The 14393-nt window shown below is 75.7% G+C and carries 16 protein-coding genes and 1 pseudogene; 3 read left to right on the forward strand and 14 right to left on the reverse strand.

Going from position 1 to position 14393, the window contains the following annotated elements; translation table 11 throughout:
• The 3 genes and pseudogenes from PSR1_RS14810 to PSR1_RS14820 form a co-directional block, all read left to right on the forward strand.
• Window positions 1-246 (forward strand): annotated as a pseudogene (locus PSR1_RS14810) (hypothetical protein); the annotation flags it as partial.
• 183 nt (window positions 247-429) lie between these two features.
• On the forward strand, window positions 430-1800 hold the full coding sequence (locus PSR1_RS14815) for an ammonium transporter (protein WP_059438283.1): 1371 nt from the start codon (window positions 430-432) through the stop codon (window positions 1798-1800).
• A gap of 258 nt (window positions 1801-2058) precedes the next feature.
• On the forward strand, window positions 2059-2823 hold the full coding sequence (locus PSR1_RS14820) for a hypothetical protein (protein ID WP_059438284.1): 765 nt from the start codon (window positions 2059-2061) through the stop codon (window positions 2821-2823).
• Between the two features lie 78 nt (window positions 2824-2901).
• Here PSR1_RS14820 and PSR1_RS14825 read toward each other — a convergent pair whose 3' ends face one another.
• The 14 genes from PSR1_RS14825 to PSR1_RS14890 all read right to left on the reverse strand — a co-directional run.
• Window positions 2902-3390 (reverse strand): PilZ domain-containing protein, encoded by a 489-nt coding sequence (locus tag PSR1_RS14825; RefSeq protein ID WP_059438285.1) that lies wholly within the window; start codon window positions 3388-3390, stop codon window positions 2902-2904.
• A gap of 13 nt (window positions 3391-3403) precedes the next feature.
• Window positions 3404-3676 (reverse strand): HU family DNA-binding protein, encoded by a 273-nt coding sequence (locus PSR1_RS14830; protein WP_011420544.1) that lies wholly within the window; start codon window positions 3674-3676, stop codon window positions 3404-3406.
• A gap of 102 nt (window positions 3677-3778) precedes the next feature.
• Window positions 3779-4597 carry a 3-keto-5-aminohexanoate cleavage protein gene (locus tag PSR1_RS14835; protein WP_059438286.1) on the reverse strand — a complete coding sequence of 273 codons (819 nt, stop codon included), beginning with the start codon at window positions 4595-4597 and terminating at the stop codon, window positions 3779-3781.
• Between the two features lie 46 nt (window positions 4598-4643).
• Complete coding sequence (locus tag PSR1_RS14840; protein ID WP_059438287.1) at window positions 4644-5039, reverse strand: hotdog domain-containing protein; 396 nt, start codon at window positions 5037-5039, stop codon at window positions 4644-4646.
• Window positions 5039-5806: a B12-binding domain-containing protein gene (locus PSR1_RS14845; protein ID WP_059438288.1), complete on the reverse strand. Its 768-nt coding sequence runs from the start codon at window positions 5804-5806 to the stop codon at window positions 5039-5041. The genes PSR1_RS14840 and PSR1_RS14845 overlap by 1 nt, the downstream gene beginning before the upstream one ends.
• Window positions 5803-6351, reverse strand: a complete 549-nt coding sequence (locus tag PSR1_RS14850) for a hypothetical protein (RefSeq protein ID WP_059438289.1) — start codon at window positions 6349-6351, stop codon at window positions 5803-5805. Before PSR1_RS14850 ends, PSR1_RS14845 begins: the two co-directional genes overlap by 4 nt.
• On the reverse strand, window positions 6348-7922 hold the full coding sequence (locus PSR1_RS14855) for a lysine 5,6-aminomutase subunit alpha (RefSeq protein WP_059438290.1): 1575 nt from the start codon (window positions 7920-7922) through the stop codon (window positions 6348-6350). Before PSR1_RS14855 ends, PSR1_RS14850 begins: the two co-directional genes overlap by 4 nt.
• A 97-nt stretch (window positions 7923-8019) precedes the next feature.
• A complete protein-coding gene (gene mnmA, locus PSR1_RS14860; RefSeq protein WP_059438291.1) occupies window positions 8020-9075 on the reverse strand; it encodes a tRNA 2-thiouridine(34) synthase MnmA in 1056 nt (351 codons plus the stop codon).
• Between the two features lie 43 nt (window positions 9076-9118).
• Window positions 9119-10375, reverse strand: coding sequence for a hybrid sensor histidine kinase/response regulator (locus PSR1_RS14865; protein WP_059438292.1), 1257 nt, complete (start codon window positions 10373-10375; stop codon window positions 9119-9121).
• 18 nt (window positions 10376-10393) lie between these two features.
• The gene (locus PSR1_RS14870) at window positions 10394-11704 is read right to left on the reverse strand and encodes a CCA tRNA nucleotidyltransferase (protein ID WP_059438293.1); all 1311 of its coding nucleotides are present in this window, start codon (window positions 11702-11704) and stop codon (window positions 10394-10396) included.
• Entirely contained in the window at window positions 11704-12009 is a 306-nt protein-coding gene (locus tag PSR1_RS14875) for a hypothetical protein (RefSeq protein WP_012526402.1), read from the reverse strand. Before PSR1_RS14875 ends, PSR1_RS14870 begins: the two co-directional genes overlap by 1 nt.
• 155 nt (window positions 12010-12164) lie before the next feature.
• A complete protein-coding gene (locus PSR1_RS24875) occupies window positions 12165-12731 on the reverse strand; it encodes a tail fiber protein (protein WP_059438294.1) in 567 nt (188 codons plus the stop codon).
• A gap of 133 nt (window positions 12732-12864) precedes the next feature.
• Window positions 12865-13275 carry a YidB family protein gene (locus PSR1_RS14885; RefSeq protein ID WP_082100269.1) on the reverse strand — a complete coding sequence of 137 codons (411 nt, stop codon included), beginning with the start codon at window positions 13273-13275 and terminating at the stop codon, window positions 12865-12867.
• Window positions 13276-13388: 113 nt separating this feature from the next.
• Window positions 13389-14393: TolC family protein (locus PSR1_RS14890; RefSeq protein WP_237757990.1), on the reverse strand; the 1005-nt coding region annotated here is incomplete at its 5' end.

A 14393-nucleotide genomic window follows, 5' to 3' on the forward strand; every position in this document is an offset into this window, starting at 1 on the left:
GCCGGCGCGCCGCCCGCGGTGTCGAGCGCCTCCGACGACGATCCCGCCGTGGTCCCGGCCGTGCTCCCGCCGGAGCCGAGGCCCGAGCCGCCGCCGGCGCGGAAGCCGGCGGCCAAGCCCGCGCCGGTCCGCAAGGCGACCGCGGCGAAGGCCACCGCCAAGGTGGGGACCCGCAAGGCGGCGACGCCCGCGAAGAAGCCCGCCTCCCGCACGGCGGCGAAGCGCACCTCGCGCACTGCCCGCTGATCGGGCAGCCGGAGCGCGCCGCCGGCAGCGATCTGCCCGCCGGTGGGGCAGCCCGCTGCCGCCGAGCCGGGCAATGCACCGCGAACGGGCGCGGGAACGCCCGGGATCCGGGCGCGCGGCGCCGGCACGGGCGCTGCAGTGGGCGAGCGGGACCGCGCCCCGCGCGCCTGCCCCGGAGGATCCGTGAAGAAGCTCCTCGTCCCGCTGCTGGTCGCCCTGCCCGCGCTCGCCTCCGCCGCCGACCGCATCGACACCGGCGACACCGCCCTCGTCCTCGTCAGCGCCGGCCTGGTGATGCTCATGACCCCCGGCCTCGCGTTCTTCTACGGCGGCCTGGTCCGCGCCAAGAACGTCGTCCACACCATGAACCTCTCGATCGTCTGCATGGCGATCGTGGGCGTGCTCTGGGCGACGGTCGGCTACTCGCTCGCGTTCGCTCCCGGGCCCGGCGCGCTCGACCGCGTGGTGGGCGGCCTGCGCTGGGCCGGGCTCGCCGGCGTGGGCGACGCGCCCGAGCCGTCCCTCGCGGCCACGGTGCCGCACTCGGCGTTCATGCTGTTCCAGGCGATGTTCGCGGTGATCACGCCGGCGCTCATCTCCGGCGCGGTGGTCGAGCGCATGCGCATCAAGGCGTACGTGCTGTTCGTCGCGCTGTGGAGCCTGGTGGTCTACACGCCGGTGGCGCACTGGGTCTGGGCGCCGGGCGGCTGGCTCCGCAACCTCGGCGTGCTCGACTTCGCCGGCGGCACGGTGGTGCACGTGAACGCCGCCGCGGCGGCGCTGGTCGGCGCGGTGGTGCTGGGCCGGCGCCGCGGCCTGCGCGCCCCCACGGTGCTCCCGCACAGCGTCCCGTTCGCGATCCTCGGCGCGGGCCTGCTCTGGTTCGGCTGGCTCGGCTTCAACGGCGGGAGCGCGCTCGCCGCGAACGGACTCGCCAGCACCGCGTTCGCGAACACCTTCTTCGCGCCCGCGGCGGCGGCCGCCGCCTGGGGCCTCGCCGAGCTGCTGATGCACGGGAAGGTCTCCGGCGTCGGGCTCGCCTCGGGCGCGGTGGCCGGCATGGTGGCCATCACGCCGGCCGCCGGCTTCATCCGGCCCGGCGCGAGCCTGGTGCTGGGCGCCGTCGCGGCGCTCGCCTCCTTCGGCGCCATCCGCCTGCGCCCGCGGCTCGGGCTGGACGACGCGCTCGACGTGTTCGCGGTCCACGGCGTGGCGGCCACGCTCGGCGCGGTGCTCACCGGCGCGCTCGCCACCACCTCGGTGAACGCCGCCGGCGCGGACGCGAGCCTGGCGCTGGTGGGCAAGCAGGCCCTGGGCGTGGCCGTGACGCTGGTGTTCTCCGGCGGGCTGTCCTACGGGCTGTACCGGCTGGTGGCGCTCGTCACCCCGCTGCGCGCCGACGAGCAGGACGAGTGGACCGGCCTCGACCAGGCCGAGGCCGGCGAGCGGGCCTACCTCTCCACCGACCTCGAGACGGCCGGCGCCGCGCCCGGCGCCGCCGCGCACGCCCCGCTGCCGGTGGCGCGCCCGAGCCCCGGCTCCAGCGCCGCCTGATCGAAGCCGCCGCCTCGGCGACCCGCGCCCGCCCCCGGCCTCCGGGGGCGGGCGTTGACGTTCCGTGACCTCTCGGTCGGTGAACCCTGGGCGCGTGCCCGCGGCGCGCGCACGCCGCTGCCCCGGCAGCGCTCATCCGCGCCGCCGGCCGCGGAAAACCCGCCAGTTCACGCGGCATCGACCGCGGCACGCGCGCTGCAAACCCGTCCGGGCGAGCGGTCACCCGGCCGCGACGACCACCACGGAGGATCTCACCCGATGAACAGTGCTCTGAAGGCGCTCGCGGTCTCGGCGCTCCTCGCCGTCGCGCAGGGTGCGCGGGCCACGCCGTCCACCACGTTCTGGACGCCGGCGACCACGTACACGCAGCCGGCGCTCGTCCCGCACCTCACCTACGACACCTACTTCGCCGAGCAGGGCGCGCTGCAGATCGACACCGGCCTGGAGCTGGGCCTGTTCAGCCTGCCCTACCTGCAGGCCGAGGCAGGCGTGGACTTCTTCTACCCGGGCGACACCAAGAAGTACGTGCAGCTCAACGCGAAGCTGACGCTGCCCGAGGGCGCGCTGGCGAGCTGGGCCCCGGGCCTGTCCGCCGGCATCGCCAACGCCGGGTTCGAGAAGGACGTGTCCGACTACCACCTCCTCCACGCGACGCTCGGGAAGACCACGCCCCTCGGCATCCTGGGGGTGGGCGGCTACTACGGCGCCGGCTCGAAGGCGCTGTGGACCGGCTCCGACGGCGACGTGAACCGCGCCGGCTTCATGGCGAGCTGGGTGTCGCCGGACGTGACCGTGAACCTGCCCGGCCTGCAGAAGATCATCTTCCTCGCCGACGTGGCGACCGGGAAGAACTGGATGGGCGCGGCGGGCGGCGGCATCGGCCTGTACTTCACGCCGGCCATCGACGTCCTCACCGGCCCGGTCTTCTTCCTCGACCAGGACTACTACAAGGGCGCGACCGGCACCGACTGGATGTGGACGGTGCAGCTCGACGTGGACGTGGAGCTGCTCGCGAAGAAGTAGTGCGGGAGGCGCGCGTGGGTGCGCGTCGGGCGGGGCGCTCCGGGGAACCGGGGCGCCTCGCCGCTTTCCGGCGCCGGCTCAGGCGGTCAGCTGCTCGAGGACGGTGTCGAACACCATCAGCTCGAGGCGCTCGCGCTCGGCCGCCGTGAGGCCGACGAGCTGGAACGACGCGCGCACGTTGCCCTGCAGCGGCTTCACGTCGGTGACCCGCGCGCGGCAGGCGAGCGTCTCGCCGCCGGGGAGCCGCATCGAGACCTTCACCTCTTCGCCCGCCGGCGGCGCCTTCGCGAGCAGGCAGGCGAACCCGCCGCTCGAGACGTCCACGGTCAGCGCGCGCGCGGCCGAGGTGAACATGTCCAGGTCCACCTGGAGCGCGCGGGCCACGCGCAGCGCCTGCCGCGGCTGCTCGCCCGGCTTCAGCGTGAGCCGCTGGGCCGCGAGCAGCGCGCGGGCCAGCTCGTCGCGGCCGGCGCGGTAGACGTCGGCCTCGCGGCCGGCGAGCGCGCCGGCGCGCGCCTTCGCGTGGAGCGCGCGGAAGTCCTTCAGCCAGTCGGTGAGGCTGCTCATGCGTGGCTCGCGGCTACAGCGCCTTCTTCAGCTCGGGTGCGGGCTTGAACCCGACCGTCTTGGTGGGGGCGATCTGGATCTCGGCGCCGGTCTGCGGGTTGCGGCCCACGCGGCCGGCCCGGCGCTTCACCACGAACGTGCCGAACCCCGGCATCGTGAAGCGCTTGTCCTTGCGGATGCCCTTGGCCAGGTGCTCGAACACCGAGTCCACCAGGAGCGCCACCTGCCGCTTGGAGAGGTCGTCGTGGAGCGCCTGAACCTTCTCGATGAGGTCTGCCTTGGTCATGGAGCGCGCGTCCCCCGCGTGAAACCGCGCGAAGGTAGCTTCCCCTTCCGGGAGCGTCAAGCCAGCGAAGGGATGGACACGCGCACGGACGCGCAGCGCGGCTCACGTGATCCCGAGCAATGCGCGCGCCTCGGCCGGCGTGGCGGGCTCGCGCCCGGCGCGCCCCACCCGCTCCACCGCGAGCGACACCAGCTCGTCCGAGCCCTTCGCCAGCACGCCCTTGGCCGCGTAGAGGTTGTCCTCCAGGCCCACGCGCACATGGCCCCCCATCGGCGCCGCCAGCTCGACCATGGGGAGCTGGAAGCGCCCCACGCCCGCGACCGACCAGTGGACCGCCTCCGGCAGGCCCTCCACCAGGAAGCGCAGGTTCCGCTCGCTCGCGGCCATGCCGCCGGGGACGCCCAGCACGAACTGCACGTGGTACGGCTGCGCCAGGTGGCCCTTGTCCAGGAGCCACCGCAGCGTGTCCAGCATGCCGGCGTCGTAGACCTCGCACTCCGGCACGAGCCGCCGCTCGCGGAGACGCCCCGCCACCTTCACCAGGTCGGGCCGGGTGTTCACGAACACCTCGTCGCCGAAGTTCATGGTGCCCATGTTGAGCGTGCCCATCTCGGCGCCGTCCACCAGCGAGCCGAGCCGCTCGTCGAGCGACATGCCCACCGCGCCGCCGGTCGAGCACTGGATCACCACCTCGCTCCCGGCCGAGCGGACGCGGTCGATGATCTCGCGGAAGTGCTCCGGCGCCTGCGACGGGCGGCCGTCGGGCCAGCGCGCGTGCAGGTGGACCACCGCGGCGCCGGCCCGCCCCGCGTCCACCGCGGCGCGGGCGATCTCCTGCGGCGTGTAGGGGACGGCCGGGTTCTGGGCGCGGGTCACCTCCGCGCCGACCACCGCCGCGGTCACGATCGTCTTCTCGGCCATGAGGGCCTCCCGGCCGCGCCCGGCGCGGCCGAACGGGTGGACCGGCTCAGCGCGCGAGGCGCTGCTTGTCCTTGGGGACGACGCAGGTGCCGGTGGCGCGGCAGACCACCACCGGCTCGGCGAGCACCTCGGCGGCGGAGTCGGAGAGCTCCGGGCGAGGCGAGATCACCTTGCGCGCCTCGAAGCGCATGGCGCGCGAGGTGCTGCCCACCTTCACGATCTCACCCTCCGCCTCGACGTAGTCGCCGGCGTGGACCGGGGCGAGGAACTCCACCGAGTCGTAGGCGCGGAACAGGCCCTCGTCGCCGTCGTGCCGGATGAGCAGCTCGGTGGCGAGGTCGCCGAACAGCGCCAGCATGCGCGCACCGTCCACCAGGTTGCCGCCGTAGTGCGCGTCGGCCTGCGACATGCGCAGCCGGAGCGCCGCCTTCACCGGGGCCATCAGTGCATCTCCTTGCCCATGCGCTTCAGGACCGACCCGACCACGAAGTTCGCCACGTCCGAGGGCTTGGTGCCCGGCCCGAAGCCGGCGTCGTAGCCCAGCTCCAGCGCCAGCCGGTGGTCGATGCGCGGGCCGCCCAGGATGGCGGTGACGCGCCCGCGGATCCCGAGCCGCTCCAGCGCGTCGAGCAGCTGCCGCGCGTTCTCCTTGTGCACGTCGCGCTGGGTCACCACCTGCGAGACCAGCACCGCGTCGGCGTGGCGGTCGCGGCACAGCTCGGCGAGGCGCTGGTTCTCGACCTGGGCGCCCAGGTTGGTGGCGTCGAAGCAGGCGTAGCGCTCGAGGCCGTAGTCGCCGGAGTAGCCCTTCATGTTCATGATGGCGTCGATGCCGACCGCGTGCGCGTCGGAGCCGGTGCAGGCGCCCAGCACCACGATGCGCCGCCCCACCTCGCGCAGCGCGTAGGCGTTCAGCTCGTCGAAGCCCTTCTTGCGGACCACCACCTCGGGCACCTGGATGCGCCCGTAGTCCACCGCCACGGTGCTGCGCCCGTACACCACGAAGAACGTGTACCGATCGGCCGCCGGCTCCATGGCCGCGACGTGCACCTGCTCCAGCCCCATCTTGCGCGCCACCTCGGCCGCGGCCTCCCGGGCGCGCTCGCCGGGCGGGACCGGCAGCACGAACGAGAGCTGCACCACGCCGTCGTCGCGCCGGTCGCCGTACGGGCGGACCACCTGCCCCGGCTCCCACTCGTGCAGCGTCATGCCTGCCCCCCGATGCGCGCGCTGCTGGACAGCGTCCGCCAGGCGTCGATCGCCTCCGCGCCGGCGGGCGTGCGCGCGGTGAAGAACACCTGGTACTGGCTGCCGCCGTCGCAGGCCGCCCAGGCCCACACGTGCCAGCCGCCGGAGTCGCCCTCGAACGAGAACGCGCGGGCGCCGGCGAAGCGCGTGGGGTGGCGGCGGGCCCGCTCCATCGCCTCGCCGCGCTTCAGCACCGCCTCGGCGTCCGCCAGGCACGCCTGCTCGCCCTCGAACGGCTGCTCCGGCGTGGACACGTCGAGCCGGGCGCTCCCGTCCGGCGCCTCCAGCCGCAGCTTGCGCGCGGATCCCGAGGCGCGCCACGCCTCGGGCGCCTCGAAGCGCAGCCCTCCCACCGTGTACACCAGCCAGCCGGGCCGGCCCGAGGGGACGCCCTCCGGCGCCGGCGAGAGCGCCTCGCGGAGGCCGGCGCAGCCGCCCAGGAGCAGCGGCCCGAGCGCCAGGCAGAGCGCCAGCGCCGCGCGGCCGGCGGATCGCGTGCGGATCATCGCGCGCCCTCCAGGATCTCGAGGAACGGGTTGAAGTAGGCCGGATCGCGGGCCACCACGCCGGACAGCCCCTTGCCGCCGTCCTCGGCGCGCGCCACGTCGCCGAAGCGCGCCCGGGCGATGGACGCGGGCAGGCCGTCGCGGGCCACCTCCTCCAGGAGCGCCAGCGCCTTGCCCAGCGTCTCCCGCGCGCGCGACTCCACCATCCCGCCCGGCCGGAACGTGATCTCCGCGCCCATCGAGCGCCAGGCCCGGTAGACGTAGTCGGCGCCCTTCAGCGCCACGTAGCGGTCCATCAGGAAGGGGTTGTGCATGGCCTCGGTCATCATGCCGAGGAGCTGGATGCCCTGCCCGGTGACCCAGCCCACCACGTCGGACATCATGTCGTAGGCGTGGCTGAAGAAGATGTCGCCCTGCTTGTGCTTGGTGGGCGGCATGTACTTGATGGGCGCCTCGGGGAAGAGCGTCCGCACCAGCAGCGCCTGCGCCAGCTCGCGCGCGATGGTGTCCTCGCGCTCCGGGTCGATCTCGAAGCTGTGGCCGAGCCCGATCAGCCGGTCGGGCAGGCCGGCGCGGTGCGCGAAGCTCTCGTTCACGAACTGCGAGGCGATGACCGTGTGGGCCGCCTCGTCCGCGTCGGCGGTGGTGATGTAGTTGTCCTCGCCGGTGTTGATGAGGATGCCGGCCAGCGCGCAGATGCGGCGGGAGAAGTGCTGGTCGCACAGCGTCCGCTTCATGTTGATGTCGCGGAACAGGATCCCGTACATCGCGTCGTTGAGCAGCATGTCGAGCCGCTCCCACGCCGCCGAGAACGCGATCTCCGGCATGCACAGGCCGGAGGAGTAGTTGGTGAGGTGGACGTAGCGGCGGAGCCTGCGCGACTCGTCGTCGAGCGCCTCGCGCATGATCCGGAAGTTCTCCTGCGTCGCGTAGGTCCCGCCGTAGCCCTCGGTGGTGGCGCCGTGGGGGACGTAGTCGAGCAGCGACTGCGCGGTGGAGCGGATCACCGCGATGACGTCGGCGCCGGCCTGCGCCGCGGCGCGGGCCTGCTCCACGTCGTCGTGGATGTTGCCGGTCGCGACGATGAGGTACTTGTGCGGGCGCGGCCCCACCCCCAGCTCCCCGCGGAGCGCGTCGCGCGCCTTCACCCGCGACAGCAGCTCGTCCACCCCGGCCCGCGCCTCGGCCCGCATCTCCGCCAGCAGCGCCTGCTCCTCGGCGGGCGGCAGCGGCTCGGGGTCGGCGGGGAGCGCGGCCATCCGCTCGACCACGGCGAGCGGATCGGAGGCGCCCCGGCGCATGACGTAGCCCATCCAGTAGGCGGCGCCGCGGTGCAGCAGCTTCTTCTCGTGCAGCGCGTCCACCGCCATGTTCACGAGCGGTACGCCGCGCGGCCCCGCGTCGTGCAGGCCGAACAGGCGCAGGACGGTGCGCTCGATCGAGACGGTGGTGTGCCGCCCGACGAACTCGAGGACCGGGGCGGTGATGCGGTCGGCGAGCGCGCGGCAGCGCTCGACCTGCGCGCGATCGAGGTGGAGATCCGGGACGTGGCGGCCGTCGCTGAGCTGCATGGCGGCTCATGGATTAGGCCGTCGTGCCCTGATGGGCAAGCTTCCAGCCGGGCCCTGCCGGGTGGTGCAGCACGCCCGCCGCGGCGCGGCGCGCGCCTCAGGCGATGCGCCCGCCGCCCACCACCTCGTCCCCGTCGTAGAAGACCGCCGCCTGCCCCGGCGCCACGCCGCGCACCGGCCGCGCCAGGCGGACCTCGGCGCCCGCGCCGCCCGCCGATGCGCGCACCGTGCCGCGCTCGCCCTCGTGCCGGTGGCGCACCTTCACCGTCAGCGCGACCGCGCCCGCCGGCGGCGCCCCGGACACCCAGGTGGCCTCGCGCACCTCGAAGCGATCGCGCGAGGCCTCCTCGGCGCTCCCGACCACCACCCGCGCGGCCGCGGCGTCCAGCCGGACCACGTAGCGCGGCGCCGGACCCGCGATCCCGAGCCCGCGCCGCTGCCCCACGGTGAACCGGTGCACGCCGTCGTGCCTGCCGAGCACCTCGCCCGCGGTGGAGACGATCTCGCCCGGCCGGACCCGCGCCGGGGCGCGCAGCGCGACGAAGTCCCCCGCGTCGCCGCGGGTGACGAAGCAGATCTCCTGCGAGTCGGGCTTCTCCGCCACCGCCAGGCCGGCGCGCGCCGCCTCGGCCCGCACCGCGGGCTTCGCCAGCGCGCCCACCGGGAACAGCACGTCGCGCAGCGCGTCCTGGCCCAGGCCGTAGAGGAAGTAGCTCTGGTCCTTCGCCGGGTCGGCGGCGGTGAGCAGACGGCGGCGCCCTCCCCGCTCCTCGACGCGGGCGTAGTGCCCGGTGGCGAGCTTCGCGCCGAGGGCCCGCGCCCGGGCCAGCAGCCAGTCGAACTTCACCTCGGTGTTGCAGGCGACGCACGGGTTGGGCGTCCGGCCCTCGACGTAGTCGTCCACGAACCGGTCGATGACGCGCTCGCGGAAGCGGGCCTCCACGTTCGCGACGTAGAACGGGATGCCGAGGCGCCGCGCCGCCGCGCGGGCGTCCTCGACGTCGTCCGGGGCGCAGCAGGACCGGCCGCGGGCCGCGTCGGAGTAGTCGGCCACGCGCATGGTGACGCCGATCACCTCGTGCCCCTCGCCGGCGAGGAGGGCGGCGGCGGTCGAGCTGTCGACCCCGCCCGACATGGCGACCAGGATGCGCATGAGGAGTCCGGACGCGGGGGTGTACCGCCGGCCGCGGCCCGGATCAACCGAGCGAGGCGCTGGGCGGCGCCGCCGGATCGGCGGGGGGCTGGTCGGCCGGGCGGACCGGGATCTCCAGCACGAACTTGCAGCCGTTGAACTGGCGGGCCGCGCTCGCCGGCTGGGTGCGCGGCGGGCTCTCGACCCACACGCGCCCGCCGTGCGCCTCGGCGATGCGCCGCGCCACCGGCAGCCCCAGGCCGGAGCCCGGCAGCCGGGCCTCCTCCCCCGCCCGCGCCGCCGCGTGATGCAGCGGCTCGAACACCCGCTCCAGCTCGGCCGGGCCGATGCCCGGCCCCTGGTCGTAGACCGTGAACCGCAGCCGCCCCGGTTCGCGCCCGACCTCGACCAGCACCTCGGCGCCGTGCGGCGAGAACTTCACCGCGTTCGACACGAGGTTGGAGAGCGCCTGCCGGAGCTTCCGCGCGTCGGCGAGCACCGCCCCGCCGCCCGCGTGCGACACCGCCACGTGCAGCCGCGCGTCGCGGATGGCCGGCCGGTGCTCGGCCACCACGTCGTCGGCGAGCTGGTCCGGCACCACCGGCGCCTCGACGATGGGCGCGCGCCCGGCCTGCAGGCTGGCGAAGTCGGACAGGTTGTCCACGATGCGGCTCAGCCGCGCCACCGAGCCGAGCATCGCGTCCACGATCCGGCGCTGCTGCGGCTGGAGCGGCCCGAGCTTGTCCGACTGGAGGATGCGCAGGTAGCCGGCGAGCGGCGTGAGCGGCGTGGACAGCTCGTGCGCGAGGTTGTGCATGAACGCGCTCTTCAGCCGGTCCACCTCGAGCAGCCGCTCGGTGGCGCGGCGCTCGCCCGCGACGGCCGACTCGAGCTGCGCCGCCAGCGTGCCCGAGAACGCCCGCAGCCCGGCCCGCTCGCCGGCCTCGCTGAGCCGCTCGCGCTTGCCGGCGAGGAACGCGCGCACCTCCTCGCCCAGGCGCGCGTCCGGCTCGCGCGAGGCGAAGCCGTCGGCGCCGGCCGCGAGCGCGAGGTCGTGATCCTCCTGCGTCTCGCCGAGCGCCACGAACGGCACCGCCTGCAGCGACCGCTCGCGCTTCAGCCGCGCCGCGAGCGCGTGCCCCTCGAGATCGGGGAGGCGCAGGTCGGCGACGATCACGTCCGGCGGGAGCGAGAGCGCGCGGGCGATCGCGTCGAGGCCCGAGCCGCTCGCGTCCACCGCGAAGCCCTCGGCCTCGAGCAGGGCTCGCGCCCGGTCGCGGCGCGGCCCGTCCTCCTCGATGAGCAGCACCCGCGGCGCCATCGCGAAACCCCGCCTGAATTATAAGGCCCCGCCCCGGCCGGCCCACCACCGGAGCAGCTCGGCCTCGAGCGCCTCGCGCGTGTTCCGGGCGGGATCCTCCAGCACCCGGTCGAGCAGGTGGTGGAGCGCCTCGCCGACGTGGGGTCCCGGTCCCTGGCCGAGGAGCGACATCACCGCGCGCCCGTCCAGGGCGAGGTCGCCGGCCGCGAGCGGCGGCGCCGCCGCGAGCTGCGCGTCGATGGCCGCGCGCGCCCGCCGGACCTCCTGCGCGGCCGCGGCGTGGCGCGCGGGCGGGAGCGTGCGGAGCTCCGCCGCCACCAGCTCGAACACCGACGGCACGCGCCGCGGGCCCGTGCGCGCGAGCCAGCGCCGGATGTCCGCCGGCGCGTCCGGCAGCGCGGCCGGGTGGCGTGCCGCCGGGCAGGCGTACGCCCGGAGCAGCGTCCCGACCTCCTCGGAGAGGCGGCGGGGAAGTCGCAGGCCGAACACGATCCTGGACGCCTCCTCGGGGCCAACCCCGTGCAGCAGGGCCGCGAAGCGCAGGGCCGGCTCGGCGGGGGCGTGGCGGACCACCGCGACCGCGTGGCGGTACGCGGCGAGCGGGAGCGCCGCCAGCGCGGGCAGCACCACCCCGAGCAGCCCGGTGCGGCGGAGCAGCAGCAGCGCGGGCCCGGCGTGCGAGGCGAGCACGAGGCGCGACAGCTCCTCGGCGACCCGCTCGACGCTCACCTTGCGGACCACCTCGAGCGCCCCCGGGATGGCGGCGCGGGTGGCGGGGTCGAGCCGGTAGCCGAGCTGCGCGGCGAAGCGGACCGCGCGCATGGCGCGGAGCCCGTCCTCGCCGAAGCGCGCGGCCGGATCGCCCACGGCCCGGATGCGCCGGCGGCTCATGTCCACGCGGCCGTCGAACGGGTCGCGGAAGTCCGCCTGGAGCGGGTCGTACGCCATCGCGTTCATGGTGAAGTCGCGCCGGGCCAGGTCGGCCTCGAGCTCGGCCAGGAACGTGACCGTGGCCGGGCGGCGGCCGTCCACGTAGTCGCCCTCCCCGCGGAAGGTGGTGACCTCGACCTTCTCGTCGCCCACCAGCACCGTGACGGTGCCGTGGTCGATGCCGGTGGGGATGACGCGCCGGAACAGCGCCATGACCTGCTGCGGCGTGGCCGGCGTGGCGACGTCGAAGTCGGTGGCGGCGCGCGGCCGGTGCAGGAGCAGGTCGCGCACGGCCCCGCCCACCAGCCAGGAGCGGTGCCCCGCGGCGGCGAGCCGGCGGAGCACGTCCAGGATCGCCTCGGGGAAGCGCGCCTGCTCGAGGGCGGCGGGGGGCCGCATCAGTGCATCCGGCGCAGCTCCTCGCCGGCGCGATCGAGGAGGCGGAAGTAGAGACGGATGAGCGCGAGGCGCGTGCCCTCGTCGAGCGTGCCGACCGCGCCGCGGGCCACCGGGAGCGGGTCGCGGCAGATGGTGAGCAGCGCCTCGCCGAGCGCGTCGGCCTCCTCGCGCGTCACCGGCTCGTCCGGCACCGCGTACGCGGCGCGGATCTGGTCGGGCTCGAAGAGCACGTGGTGCCCCCGCAGGCCCTCCTCGATGATGACCGCCAGGCGCCCGGGCGCGAGCGACGCGAGCTTCTCCTCCATCCTCACAGGCCTCCACGGTGTCCGACGAGCGAGCGGGCGCAACGTAACCCGAAACGCGCCGGGCGGGGCGAGGATCCGCGAACGGAGGAGCGCGCGCGCCGGCCGGGCGGCCGGGCGCGCGATTCCGGACGATGTCGAGCGGCGGCTCCGCGCGATCAGAGGCGCGACGGGTAGATGCCCTGCGTGCAGATGACGTAGGTGAGGCCGTTCGGGGCGGCCTGGCTGAGGTCGGGCAGCGCGAACGTCGTCCGGCCATCGCCGCCGAACTGCACCCCGATGAGCGAGAACAGCGCCGTGTTCGAGGTGATCGGCACGACCTGCCCGCGCGCCGGCGTCGCGCCCGCGACGGAGCCCGCCACCAGCCACACCTCACCGATGGTGCACTCGCGGCCGCGCCCGTCCACCGCGTAGCCGGGCTCGCCGAAGCGCGCGTCCGGCCCCGGCGGCCCCTCGGGTCCCTGCGGTCCGACAGGGCCCGCGGGGCCCTGCATCCCGGTGAGCCCCATGGGCCCCTGGGCGCCGGCGGGTCCGATCGGGCCCGCAGGCCCGACCGGCCCCACGTCGCCTTGCGGCCCCGGCGCTCCCTGCGGCCCCGGTGGCCCCTGCGGCCCCTCCGGACCCTGCAGCCCCGCCTGCCCCGCCGACCCGGCGTCGCCCGTCGAACCCTTGCAGCCTGCGAGCGCCAGCAGCGCCGCGAGCACCCACGTCCTTCTCACGATCACGCGAACCCACCTCCTGTGGAGCCGGAGGCATACGGTGGGTCCGCGCGCTCGCTCCAGCGGGCATGCGGGATGGGTGTCCGCGCGCGCCACGTCGGCGCGGGACAGGGCCGCTGCCGATCAACGTCGGCGCCCGCTAGAAGAGCCCCTTCAGCGCGCTCCCCAGCTTCTCCTGGAGCGACCCCGCGTCCGGCAGCTTGCCGTCCGGCGTGAGCCGGTCCACCAGGCCCGGCAGCAGCGACGAGAGCTGGCTGGTGAGCGCGCCCGCGTCGAGACCGGTCTGCTGGGCGAGGCCGCGGAGCCGGTCCGCCCCGAGCGCCTCGCCGAGCTGGCCCGGGGAGATGGGCTGGTTCGGGCCGGTGGAGACCCAGGAGCCGATCACGTCGCCCAGGCCCTTCTGCTGGAACGACGCGACCAGCTGCTGGAGCCCGCCGCCCGAGAGCAGCCCCATGACCGCCTGGATCAGCGAGCCCTGCCCTCCCGCCGCGGGCGCCGCGCCGGGCGCGCCGGCGCCGAGTCCCTTCGTCAGCTCGTCGAGGATGCCCATGGTCGACCTCCGTCGTCGTGACGGCGGGAGCGTAGACCTTGGCCACGCACCGCGCGCGGCGCACGCGGGGTGACACGAACGCCGGGAGATCGACGCGCGGCAGCGCCGCGCACCTAACCCCCGTACATCCCCGCCGCGCGCAGGAGGCGGAGCGCGGCGAGGTCCGCCGCGAGCCCCTCGTTCACCGCGCCGAGCTCGGCGGTCGCGAGCGCCACGTTCGCGTCGGTGGCCTCCAGCGAGGTGGCCTGCCCGGCGCGGAACGCGACCTCCACGAGCCGCTGGTTCTCGCGCGCCAGCGTCACCTGCTCCTCCGCCTTGGCCCGGTTGGCGCGGGCCGAGGCGAGGTCGAGGCGCGCCCGGCGCACCTCGTCGCGCGCCTGGAGCGCCAGCGAGGCGCGGGTGGCCTCCGCCTCGGCGAGCCGCGCGCCCGCCTCGCGCCGGCCCGCCTCGCGCGCGCCGCCGTCGAACAGCTCCCACTCGAGCGACAGCCCCGCCGCCCAGCTCTCCTCCCTGCCGGAGAAGCCGGCGACGCTGGACCAGCGCGCCTGCCCGAACGCGCCGAGCGTGGGCAGGTACCGCGCGGTGGCCGCCCGCCGCGACGCCCCGGCGGCCTCCACGGACGCGCCCGCGGCGCGCAGCTCCGGGCGCAGCCGCACCGCCTCGTCCTCCAGCGGCGCGAGGTCGGCGGGCAGCTCCGGCGCGGGCGGCGGCACGAGCTCGAAGTCCGTCGCCTCGCCGCGGCCGAGCAGCGCGGCCAGCGTGCTCTTCGCGGCGGCGAGCCCGTTGCGCGCCCGGACCAGGTCCTCCTCGGCGCGGGCGCGATCGATCTGCGCGCGCAGCAGCGCGATGCGCGCGGCGGTGCCGGCCTGCACCTGCACCTGGGCGTCGCGCTCGTGCAGGCTCGCCACCGAGAGCTGCCGCTCCTGGACCTCCACCGCCTTCACGGCCGCGGCGGCGCCGTAGAACGCCTGCGCCACCCCGAAGCGCAGCTCGCGCCGCGCCGCCTCCGCCTGCTCGGCCGAGGCGCGCGCGCTGGCGCCTGCGGCGTCGATCGCGAACCGAGAGCTGCGGCGCGAGGACGCCTGGGTGGAGCTCGAGCTGCGCCCCGAGCTGATCGC

The organism is Anaeromyxobacter sp. PSR-1 (assembly GCF_000964525.1).
In the GTDB taxonomy this organism is placed as follows: domain Bacteria; phylum Myxococcota; class Myxococcia; order Myxococcales; family Anaeromyxobacteraceae; genus Anaeromyxobacter.

What these genes read in the sequence shown, in the direction of transcription:
- PSR1_RS14820 (WP_059438284.1), top strand. Translation starts at nt 2,059, where the DNA reads ATGAACAGTGCTCTGAAGGCGCTCGCGGTCTCGGCGCTCCTCGCCGTC.
- PSR1_RS14825 (WP_059438285.1), bottom strand. Translation starts at nt 3,390, where the DNA reads ATGAGCAGCCTCACCGACTGGCTGAAGGACTTCCGCGCGCTCCACGCG.
- PSR1_RS14830 (WP_011420544.1), bottom strand. Translation starts at nt 3,676, where the DNA reads ATGACCAAGGCAGACCTCATCGAGAAGGTTCAGGCGCTCCACGACGAC.
- PSR1_RS14835 (WP_059438286.1), bottom strand. Translation starts at nt 4,597, where the DNA reads ATGGCCGAGAAGACGATCGTGACCGCGGCGGTGGTCGGCGCGGAGGTG.
- PSR1_RS14840 (WP_059438287.1), bottom strand. Translation starts at nt 5,039, where the DNA reads ATGGCCCCGGTGAAGGCGGCGCTCCGGCTGCGCATGTCGCAGGCCGAC.
- PSR1_RS14845 (WP_059438288.1), bottom strand. Translation starts at nt 5,806, where the DNA reads ATGACGCTGCACGAGTGGGAGCCGGGGCAGGTGGTCCGCCCGTACGGC.
- PSR1_RS14850 (WP_059438289.1), bottom strand. Translation starts at nt 6,351, where the DNA reads ATGATCCGCACGCGATCCGCCGGCCGCGCGGCGCTGGCGCTCTGCCTG.
- PSR1_RS14855 (WP_059438290.1), bottom strand. Translation starts at nt 7,922, where the DNA reads ATGCAGCTCAGCGACGGCCGCCACGTCCCGGATCTCCACCTCGATCGC.
- mnmA (WP_059438291.1), bottom strand. Translation starts at nt 9,075, where the DNA reads ATGCGCATCCTGGTCGCCATGTCGGGCGGGGTCGACAGCTCGACCGCC.
- PSR1_RS14865 (WP_059438292.1), bottom strand. Translation starts at nt 10,375, where the DNA reads ATGGCGCCGCGGGTGCTGCTCATCGAGGAGGACGGGCCGCGCCGCGAC.
- PSR1_RS14870 (WP_059438293.1), bottom strand. Translation starts at nt 11,704, where the DNA reads ATGCGGCCCCCCGCCGCCCTCGAGCAGGCGCGCTTCCCCGAGGCGATC.
- PSR1_RS14875 (WP_012526402.1), bottom strand. Translation starts at nt 12,009, where the DNA reads ATGGAGGAGAAGCTCGCGTCGCTCGCGCCCGGGCGCCTGGCGGTCATC.
- PSR1_RS14885 (WP_082100269.1), bottom strand. Translation starts at nt 13,275, where the DNA reads ATGGGCATCCTCGACGAGCTGACGAAGGGACTCGGCGCCGGCGCGCCC.